Consider the following 9,065-nt stretch of genomic DNA (forward strand, 5'->3'; position numbering starts at 1 on the left):
GCGGCCTGGGTGATCACCGTGCCCGCCTCGGCGCTGCTGGCGGCCATGCTGTATTTCATGATTTTCGGAATGGTCAACGCCTGAGCCAGACCGTCGAAGGGAACCTCGGACGCAAAAACGGCACTATGGCGGGTCATCCCCACCACAAGGAGCCTGCCGAGATGATCCGACTCTCGTCCCTGCTTGCCTGGCTGGCTGCGGCCGCTTTCGCCGTGCCCGTAGCGGCCCAGACCATGGTCAGCATCAACCGGCCCGAGGTGAACCTGCGCGCCGGCGCCGGCACCCAGCATGAAGCACTGTGGGTCGTCCGCCACGGCTATCCCCTGCAAGTCACCGGCCGCCAGGGCTCCTGGCTCAAGGTGCGTGACTTCGAGAATGACGAGGCCTGGGTCTACCAAGCGCTGACCAGCCGCACGCCGCATCATGTGGTGAAGGTGGGGACCGTCAACATCCGCAGCGCACCTTCCACGCGCAGCCGCATCGTCGGCCAGGCCGGGTACGGCGAGGTGCTGCGCACGCTGGAAAAGCGTCCGTCCTGGGTGCGCGTGCGCCAGGAGGACGGCGGCGTGACGGGCTGGGTGGCCCGCCACCTGCTCTGGGGCTGGTAGGCCAGGCCCCCCCGGGAAGCCCGATCCCGGTGCATCATGGAGGCCATGCCGATGCCACCTGATTCCCGTTCGAAGGAAGGACCCCGATGAAACGCATCCTGCTGTTCGTGATGACCAACCTGGCCGTGATCGTCGTGCTGGGCATCGCGGCCAACGTGCTGGGCCTGAACCGCTTCCTGAGCGCCCAGGGCCTGGATCTGGGCGCCCTGCTCGGCTTTGCGGCGCTGATGGGCTTCGGCGGCGCGCTCATCTCGCTGCTCATCAGCAAGCCGGTGGCGAAGTTCAGCACCGGCGCGCAGGTGATCAACGACTCGCCCGACCCCACCCACCAATGGCTCGTCCACACCGTGCGCCAGTTCGCGCAGCGAGCCGGCATCGGCATGCCCGAAGTGGCGATCTATGAAGGCCCGCCCAACGCCTTCGCCACCGGCGCGTTCAAGAACTCGGCCCTGGTGGCCGTCTCCACCGGTCTGCTGCACAGCATGACCCGCGAGGAGGTGGAGGCCGTGATCGGCCACGAGGTGGCCCACATTGCCAACGGCGACATGGTGACGATGACGCTCATCCAGGGTGTGATGAACACCTTCGTCGTTTTCATCTCGCGCGTGGTGGGCTACGTCGTCGACCGCGTGGTGCTGCGCAACAACAGTGACCACCCGGGCATCGGCTATTACGCCACCACCATCGTGATGGACCTCCTGCTGGGCATCCTGGCGGCGGTGATCGTGGCCTGGTTCTCGCGCCAGCGCGAGTTCCGCGCCGACGCCGGTGCCGCACAACTGATGGGCCGCAAGCAGCCCATGATCAACGCGCTGGCCCGCCTGGGCGGGCTCGACCCGGGCGAGATGCCCAAGCAACTGCAGACCATGGGCATCAGCTCGCGACCGACGGGCTTCATGGCCCTGCTGTCGAGCCATCCGCCCATCGAGGAGCGCATCCGCGCGCTGCAGCAGCAGCCCTGAGCCCGGGCGGCGGCGCGATGCGACTCCCTAGAATCGGCAGCGTCGACTGAAAGGCCCTGTCATGGACACCCTCGCCCCGCCCCAGGCCGCCGTGCGTGAGCGCATCGCCCGGCTGCGCGACGCCCTCGACCAGCACGGTGTGGACGCCGTGCTGGTGCCGTCGAGCGACCCCCACCTTTCGGAATACCTGCCCGAACGCTGGAAGGCCCGCGAGTGGCTGAGCGGTTTCACCGGGTCGATGGGCACGCTGGTGGTCACACGCGACCACGCCGGGCTGTGGGCCGACAGCCGCTATTGGGTCCAGGCCGAGGCCCAGCTCGCCGGCACCGGCATCGTGTTGATGAAACTCTCCAGCGGCGCGAGCACCCAGTACATCGACTGGCTGGCCACCCACCTGCGCGCAGGCCAGACCCTGGCCGTGGACGGCGAGATCCTCGCACTGGCCGCCTCACGCGCGTTGCGCGCGGCCCTGGAGCCCCGCGGCATCCGCGTGCGCACCGACCTGGACCTGCCCGGACGCATCTGGCCGGACCGGCCCGCCCGGCCCACCCCCCCGGTCTACGAGCACCGTGCGCCCCAGGCCCCGCTGGGACGCGGCGACAAACTCGCCGCGCTGCGCCGCAGCCTGCGGGCCCAGGAGGCGCAATGGCATGTGCTGTCCACGCTGGACGACATTGCCTATCTCTTCAACCTGCGCGGCGCGGACGTGTCGTACAACCCGGTGTTCGTCGCCCATGCCCTGGTGGGGCTGGAGGCGGCCACGCTGTTCCTGGACCTGCCCAAGGTTGACGAGTCCCTGCGCCGCACGCTCGAGGCCGACGGGGTGCGCCTGGCCCCCTATGAGGAGGCCCCCTCCGCACTGGCGGCGCTGCCGGCCGGCACCACCGTCTTGATCGACCCCCGGCGCATCACGCTGGCCCTGCGCGAAGCCCTGCCCGCCACGGTGCGCGTGATCGAGGCCACCAACCCCACCACACTGGCCAAGTCGCGCAAGACCCCGGCGGAGGCCGACTTCATCCGCGCCACGATGGCGCAGGACGGTGCCGCACTGGCCGAGTTCTTCGCGTGGTTCGAGCAGGCCCTGGCGCGCGGCGAACGCCTGACCGAGCTCGACATCGACGAGCGGCTCACCGAGGCGCGCGCGCGGCGCGAGGGCTTCGTCAGCCCGAGCTTTGCCACGATTGCCGGCTTCAACGCCAACGGCGCGATGCCGCACTACCGCGCCACGCCGCAGTCCCACGCCGTGATCGAGGGCACGGGATTGCTGCTGATCGACTCGGGCGGCCAGTACCTGGGCGGCACGACCGACATCACCCGTGTGGTGCCGGTGGGCACGCCCACGGCGGCCCAGCGGCGCGACTTCACGCTGGTGCTGCGGGCGATGATGGCCCTGTCGCGTGCGCGCTTCCCTCGCGGCATCCGCTCGCCGCTGCTCGACGCCATCGCACGCGCGCCGCTGTGGGCCGAGGGGCTCGACTACGGCCACGGCACCGGGCATGGCGTGGGGTACTTCCTCAACGTGCACGAAGGCCCCCAGGTGCTCAGCGTGCATGCACCAGCCGAGGCGCACACCGCGATGGAGCCGGGCATGATCACCTCGATCGAGCCCGGGCTGTACCGCAACGGCCAATGGGGCATCCGCATCGAGAACCTGGCGATGAACGTCGAGGCCGGCCGCACCGAGTTCGGTCAGTGGCTGGCCTTCGAGACGCTCACGCTGTGCCCGATCGACACGCGCTGCATCGAGCCCTCGCTGCTGCACGAGGATGAGCGCACCTGGCTCGATGCCTACCACGCCATGGTGCTCGAACGCGTGGGCCCGCTGGTGCATGGCGCAGCCGCGGACTGGCTGACCGAGCGCACCCGGCCACTGCCGCGCTGAGCCGCCTCAGCGCCAGCCCACCACCTCGGTGTGACCGATGTGCAGCGACAGCCTGCCCGCCTGCGCCTGCCGCCGCGCCGCCCAGGCGCGGAAGGTGGCGGCCTGGGCGGGCTGCTGTTCGCAGGCCGCCGCGCGGATGCCCTCGATCAGGGCCCGACGCAGGGCCGTGGCGGCGGGGCCGTCGAGCCGCCAGTCCGACGCCGTGGTGGTCACGCGATAGCCGGCATCGGCCAGCCTTTGGGCCAGCACCTGCGGGGCCCGTGGGCCCAGGGCCGGACCGAACCCCTTGTCGCGGCCTTGGTGGGCACGAAAGGCGGCCTCCACCACGGGGTCATCCGGGTCGTCCGGGGCCCAGCGGTCGCGGCCGTCGACACCCAGGGCCATCCACAACGCGGCGCCATGAGCGCGGCTGGCCGCCACCAGCCGCTGCAGCCAGGCCTCGGAGACGAGATCGATCAGCGCCGAGGCGGTGAGGAGCTGCACGCCCTGCCACGGCAGGCGGTCGAGTTCGGTGGCGAGGTCCAGGCGCCGGGCCTGCCAGCGCACCTGCCAGAGGCCTTGCGCGCAGCGCAGCGTTCCACTGCGCCCGCCAGCGTCGACATGACTGGCATGGCCTTGCAGCTGCGCCCACTGCTGCAGCGTCACGGGCAGGGCGTCGAGCAGCGCCGGGTCGTGGTCGACGAGGGTCCAGTGTTGTTCGCCGCCGAATTGCGGCGCGAGCTCGCGCAGGTTGGCGCCTGTGCCGCAGGCGAGGTCGAGCACGCCCAGGGGGCCGCCGGCAGGGCGCAGGCCACCGGCCAGCGCGGCGGCGTCGAGACGGTGCGCCGCGGCTTGGCGGGCGGCGTGGTCCCAGGGCTCGCGCAGGGCCAGCCAGTCGGCCGAGAACCCGCTCATGGCCGCACACCCACCTCGAGCAGCAGCCGGGCCATCCGTTCGACCGCCTGCTCCCAGCGAGGCAGGCGGTCGCGCGCCTGCAGCGCCCCTGCCGCGAGCTTGGCGCGCAGCCGGGGGCTGGTGAGCCAGCGGTGCAGGGCCTCCCGCAGAGCGCGCACGTCGCCGGGCGGCACCATCAGGCGGGCCGGCTCGGGTACGGTCTCGGGGCTGGCGCCACCGCTGGTGCACACCACCGGCAGGCCGCGGGCCAGGGCCTCGGTGTAGACCATGCCGTAGCCTTCGTACCACGAGGGCAGCACGAACAGATCGGCCCCGGCGTACAGCGCATCCAGCGCCTCGTCCTCGACCACACCGGCCAGGTGCACGCGGCCGGTCAGCCGGTGGCGCTCGAGGGCCGAGCGCACGGCCTGGGCGGCTTCAGGGTCCCGGGTGGTGCTGCCGGCGCACACCAGCTCCCAAGGCAGGTCGGTCAGACCGGCCAGGGCGTCGATGAGCTCGGCCTGGCCTTTGCGCACGCTCAGGCTGCCCACACACAGCAACCGCGGCACACCGCCTTGCGCCAGGGAGCCGGTGGCCACGGCGGCGGGAGCGACACCGGGTTCGATCACCTCCACGCGCCCCGGGGTCACGCCCCAGCCCTGGCGGCCAGGGGCGGTGAGGGTGCGCGCCGTGGTGGGGCTGGTCACGACGATGCGCCGGGCGTGCGACAGCGCACGGGCTTCGCTGTCGCGCAGCACGGCCTGATGCTCGGGCCACAGACCGGTCTCCAGCGCGAGCGGGTGGTGGACGATCGCCACCCAGCGCAGGCGCAGGGCATGCTCGGCCGCCAGTGCGGGCAGCGCACCGAAGGCCAGGCCGTCGGCCAGCACGCATTCACCGTCGGGCAGCGCGGCCACGGCCCGCGTCGCCTCCCGTTCGGCGGCTTCGGTGGGCCACGGGTAGTGGCCCGGCAGGCTCAGCACGTCCACGCGCCAGCCGGCTTGCCGCAGGCCGCGCACGAGGGCGCGGTCGTAGCGGTAGCCGCCGGTGGGCGTGTCGAGATCACCGGGGATGAGCAAGGTGCAGCCGGGCACGATCAGGCCTGCAGCGCGGTGCGGGGCAGGGGCAGTGCGGCCTCGTAGGCGGCCCAGGCCACGTGGGACTCGTGCAGTGTCACCTTGGCGTGGGTGAGGCCCAGGGCATGGGCCCCCAGTTCACCCCGGGCGATGCGTTCGGCCACGCGGTCGAAGACCACGCGGGCAAGGAACTCGGTGGTGGTGTTGCGCCCTCGGAAGGCGCTCTCCTCGTCGAGGTTGCGGAAGTTGAGCTCAGACAGGATCTCGCGCAGCACCGTGGTGGCGCGGCCGATGTCCACCACCACGCCATCCGCATCGAGCTCGGGACGGCGCAGTTCCAGATCGACGACATAAGTGGCGCCATGCAGGCGCTGCGCGGGGCCGAAGACGGCACCCTGGAAGCTGTGGGCGATCATGAAGTGATCGCGGACGTTGACGCTGTACATGGACAAGCAGGCTTTCGTGGGTCAGTCGTAATCGATGCGGTGGCACAGCACACCGCGGGCATCGTGCGCGAGCTGCTTCAGCACCTCGGGCAATTGCGTGAAGGGGGCGTGGTGGGTGATCAGCGCATCCAGGCGGTCGTCGGCCAGCAGCGCCAGCGCACGCTCCAGGCGCCGCCGGTGGGTCCAGCGTGCGCGCATGGGCGCAGCCACCTGGCCCACCTGCGAGCTGCGCAGCACCAGCCGTTGCGCATGGAAAGCCTGGCCGAGCGGAAGTTCCACCGCGCGCGTGCCGTACCAGCTCAGTTCCAACACGGTGGCCTCGAAGCCAGCCAGGGCCAGGGCGGTGCGCAGGCCGGCCGGCTGGCCGCTGGCATGCACCACCAGGTCGGCGTCGCCGCGGGCGGTCTCGGGCGAAGCAAAGCCCAGGCCCAGGTGGGCGGCCACGCTGGCGCGGGCCGGGTCGATGTCCACCAGCTCCACCTCGCAGCCGGGCGTGCGCGCAGCCAGCCAGGCCACCAGCAGGCCCACCACCCCGCCGCCCACCACGCTGATGCGCCCGCCGGGCGGCGCGGGCGCGTCCCACAGCGCGTTCAGCGCGGTTTCCATGTTGGCGGCCAGCACGGCGCGCGCCGGCGGCAGGCCTTCGGGCAAGGGCAGCACGGCCTGCGCCGGCACCACGTAGCGGCTCTGGTGCGGGTACAGGCAGAACACCGTGCGGCCGATCAGGGCTTGCGCACCGGCCTCCACCACACCGACACTGGCATAGCCATACTTGAGCGGCGCCGGGAAGTCGCCGGCCTGGAAGGGTGCGCGCATGCGATCGTGCTCGGAGGCCGGCACTTCGCCGCGGAAGACCAGGGTTTCGGTGCCGCGGCTGATGCCGCTGTGCACGGCGCGCACCTGAACCTCGGCGGCGCCGGGCGCTCGAACGGGTTCGGGCCGCAATTCGGCCCGCCCCGGCTCGGCAACCCAGCAGGCCCAGGCCGGTGCGGTGTCGAGGAGGCGCGCTGAAGAAGGATGGGAAGGCATAGCCGCGAGCATCTTATGTCGGAGACGATGGACACAGGCACACCAGGGACGTCGGCACCCGCAAGCGCGGGGGCCGAAGCCTTGCGGCGCGACGCCCATCGCTCGCTGCTGGCGGGCGCGGCGCTGGTGGTGGTGACGGGCTGGGGCCTGCACGCGGCCTGGCCTTCGCTCTTTGGTGCGGGCTATGCAGGCAAGGCCATCGCCGTGTACGGGATGGCGGCCGGATTGCTGTTGCACGGCCTGCGGCATCACCGCAATGCCCACGGCGAGCTGCACCGTCGCTTTGGCGCGGCCAACCAGGTGAGCCTGCTGCGGCTGGGCATGCTGGCGATGCTCGCGGCCCTGGTGGGCGAAAGCGCGGCACGTGCCGGCAGCTCCGGTGCCGAGGCGCTGGGCTGGGCCGTCGTCGTGTGGGCCACGGTAGGGGCCGTGCTGGATGCCGTCGATGGGCCGCTTGCGCGCCGCAGCGGCCTGGCCAGCGAGTTTGGCGCGCGCTTCGACATGGAAACCGATGCGGCCCTGATGCTGGTGCTGTGCCTGCTGATCGTGCAATTCGGCCAGGCCGGGCCCTGGGTGCTGGCCGCCGGCTTGATGCGCTATGCCTTCGTGGCCGCCAGCTGGGTGTGGCACTGGCTTGCGCGCCCGCTGCCGCCGAGCATGCGCCGCAAGACCGTGTGCGTGGTGCAAATCGTCACCCTGATCACGGCCCTGGGCCCCATCATTGCCCCGGCCGCGGCCGCGCTCATCGCCGGCGCGGGCCTGGCCCTGCTGGTGTATTCCTTTGCCGTCGATGTGCGATGGCTGGCCCAGCGACGTCACCTTCCCCTGGAGAACGCACCATGACCCTCCCCTCCTTGCATCGGCGCGCCTGGATGCTGGCCGCCTCGTTGCTGTTCCTCACCGGAGGCGCCGCGGCCCAGGCTCCCCGCTACGTGCTCGACGCCGAACACCTGTCCATCGGCTTCCTGGTCGACCACATCGGCTACGCCAAGGTGCTGGGCCTGTTCCGCGAGGCCAAGGGCTCCTACCGTTTCGACGAAGCCACCGGCACGCTCAGCGACGTGCGCATCGAGGTGGCCACGGAAAGCGTCTTCACCAACCACCGCGCGCGTGACAACCACCTCAAGGGGGCGCAGTTCCTCAACGTGAAGGAGTACCCGACGATGGTCTTCACGGCCGACAGCGCCAGACGCGTGGGCGAGCGCCAGTACGAGATCACCGGCCAGCTCGAGCTGCTGGGCCAGCGCCAGCCGCTCACGCTGCGGGCCACCTGGAATAAGAGCAACACCTACGAGATCCCCGGCCAGGGCCGGCCCTATGTGATGGGGGTGTCGGCGCGCGGCAGCTTCAAGCGCAGCGCCTACGGGATGAACTACGCCGTGGCCAATGGCTGGGTGGGTGACGAGATCGAGCTGATCATCGAGTTCGAAGCGCGCCGCCAATGACGGGGGCAACCCACGTTCTACCGCCACCACGAACTGCAGGCCGCGCTGGCCGAGCCCGTGTCGTGGACGCGGCCCACCGAGGCCTGCCTGCAGCAAGCGATCTGCGCAACCACGCACCGGCCGACCTGCTCACGATCGTCGTGGGCGACCACCCGCCCATCGCCAGCGTGACCGGCCCGAATGCGTCCTCGGACGTGCCGGTGCACCTCATCAGCCGCGATGCCGCCCTGTTGCTGCGCTTCGAGGCGGCGGGCTTCGTGCCGGGCCTGGAGCCCTCGGCTCACAGGCTCGGGCCGCCCGCCTGAGCGCCGGCCTGCCCGTCGAGCCGAGCGAGGATGTCGCCCGAAGGCGCGTCGTCCCCTAGGCTGCGCAGCCAGGCCCGCATCGCCTCGGCTTCGAGCGCGGTCTCGGGCTGCAGCCGCAACTGCTCACCCACACTCCATTGGTAGCGATAGCGCCCCAGTGCTTCCAGCCGGTCGATGCAGCCCAGGGCCAGGTCGCGCACGGGGGCCAGGAACTCGAAGGACAGCGCCGGCACCGGCTGGCTCAGTCCCTTCAGCACCTCCAGCTCGAAGCCTTCGACGTCGATCTTGATGAAGTCGGGCCGGCCATGCTGCGCGATCAAGGCGTCGAGCGTGGTCACCGGCACCACCGGCCCCGGCGACCAGCGCACCCCCTGGAAGGACGCGGTGGCGCCCGCACGATGCGCCCAGTCGGCCGACAGCGTGCTCACGGTGGGCGTGG

Annotated in this window: 11 protein-coding genes; 6 read left to right on the forward strand and 5 right to left on the reverse strand. The window is 71.4% G+C overall.

All coding sequences use genetic code 11. The features are described from left to right. Positions 1 to 161 precede the first annotated feature (161 nt). From ACK42S_RS12390 to ACK42S_RS12400, 3 genes are all read left to right on the forward strand, one after another. On the forward strand, positions 162 to 608 hold the full coding sequence (locus ACK42S_RS12390) for an SH3 domain-containing protein (RefSeq protein WP_409707798.1): 447 nt from the start codon (positions 162 to 164) through the stop codon (positions 606 to 608). A gap of 86 nt (positions 609 to 694) precedes the next feature. Continuing rightward, entirely contained in the window at positions 695 to 1,570 is an 876-nt protein-coding gene (gene htpX, locus ACK42S_RS12395; protein ID WP_409707801.1) for a protease HtpX, read from the forward strand. Between the two features lie 61 nt (positions 1,571 to 1,631). Continuing rightward, on the forward strand, positions 1,632 to 3,452 hold the full coding sequence (locus tag ACK42S_RS12400; RefSeq protein ID WP_409707804.1) for an aminopeptidase P family protein: 1,821 nt from the start codon (positions 1,632 to 1,634) through the stop codon (positions 3,450 to 3,452). A gap of 6 nt (positions 3,453 to 3,458) precedes the next feature. On the opposite strand, the gene ACK42S_RS12405 is transcribed toward ACK42S_RS12400, so the two are convergent. The 4 genes from ACK42S_RS12405 to ACK42S_RS12420 are packed head-to-tail and all read right to left on the reverse strand — an operon-like array spanning position 3,459 to position 6,876. Next, the gene (locus ACK42S_RS12405) at positions 3,459 to 4,346 is read right to left on the reverse strand and encodes a class I SAM-dependent methyltransferase (protein WP_409707807.1); all 888 of its coding nucleotides are present in this window, start codon (positions 4,344 to 4,346) and stop codon (positions 3,459 to 3,461) included. Beyond that, the gene (locus ACK42S_RS12410; protein ID WP_409707810.1) at positions 4,343 to 5,419 is read right to left on the reverse strand and encodes a glycosyltransferase family 4 protein; all 1,077 of its coding nucleotides are present in this window, start codon (positions 5,417 to 5,419) and stop codon (positions 4,343 to 4,345) included. Before ACK42S_RS12410 ends, ACK42S_RS12405 begins: the two co-directional genes overlap by 4 nt. 2 nt (positions 5,420 to 5,421) lie before the next feature. Next, complete coding sequence (locus ACK42S_RS12415) at positions 5,422 to 5,847, reverse strand: 6-pyruvoyl trahydropterin synthase family protein (protein ID WP_409707813.1); 426 nt, start codon at positions 5,845 to 5,847, stop codon at positions 5,422 to 5,424. A gap of 21 nt (positions 5,848 to 5,868) precedes the next feature. Then, entirely contained in the window at positions 5,869 to 6,876 is a 1,008-nt protein-coding gene (locus tag ACK42S_RS12420) for a zinc-dependent alcohol dehydrogenase (RefSeq protein WP_409707816.1), read from the reverse strand. A gap of 27 nt (positions 6,877 to 6,903) precedes the next feature. On the opposite strand from ACK42S_RS12420, the gene ACK42S_RS12425 reads away from it, so the two are divergent. From ACK42S_RS12425 to ACK42S_RS12435, 3 genes are all read left to right on the forward strand, one after another. Continuing rightward, entirely contained in the window at positions 6,904 to 7,719 is an 816-nt protein-coding gene (locus ACK42S_RS12425) for a CDP-alcohol phosphatidyltransferase family protein (protein ID WP_409707819.1), read from the forward strand. Beyond that, positions 7,716 to 8,321 (forward strand): YceI family protein, encoded by a 606-nt coding sequence (locus ACK42S_RS12430; protein WP_409707822.1) that lies wholly within the window; start codon positions 7,716 to 7,718, stop codon positions 8,319 to 8,321. The genes ACK42S_RS12425 and ACK42S_RS12430 overlap by 4 nt, the downstream gene beginning before the upstream one ends. Positions 8,322 to 8,383: 62 nt before the next feature. Next, on the forward strand, positions 8,384 to 8,626 hold the full coding sequence (locus ACK42S_RS12435) for a hypothetical protein (protein WP_409707825.1): 243 nt from the start codon (positions 8,384 to 8,386) through the stop codon (positions 8,624 to 8,626). Here the strand turns inward: ACK42S_RS12435 and ACK42S_RS12440 are convergent. Beyond that, positions 8,602 to 9,065 (reverse strand): FkbM family methyltransferase (locus ACK42S_RS12440; RefSeq protein ID WP_409707828.1); only part of this gene is annotated, 464 nt, incomplete at its 5' end. The genes ACK42S_RS12435 and ACK42S_RS12440 overlap by 25 nt on opposite strands.

Origin of the sequence: Caldimonas sp., assembly GCF_046289365.1 — a bacterium.
Taxonomy (GTDB): Bacteria; Pseudomonadota; Gammaproteobacteria; order Burkholderiales; family Burkholderiaceae_C; genus Caldimonas.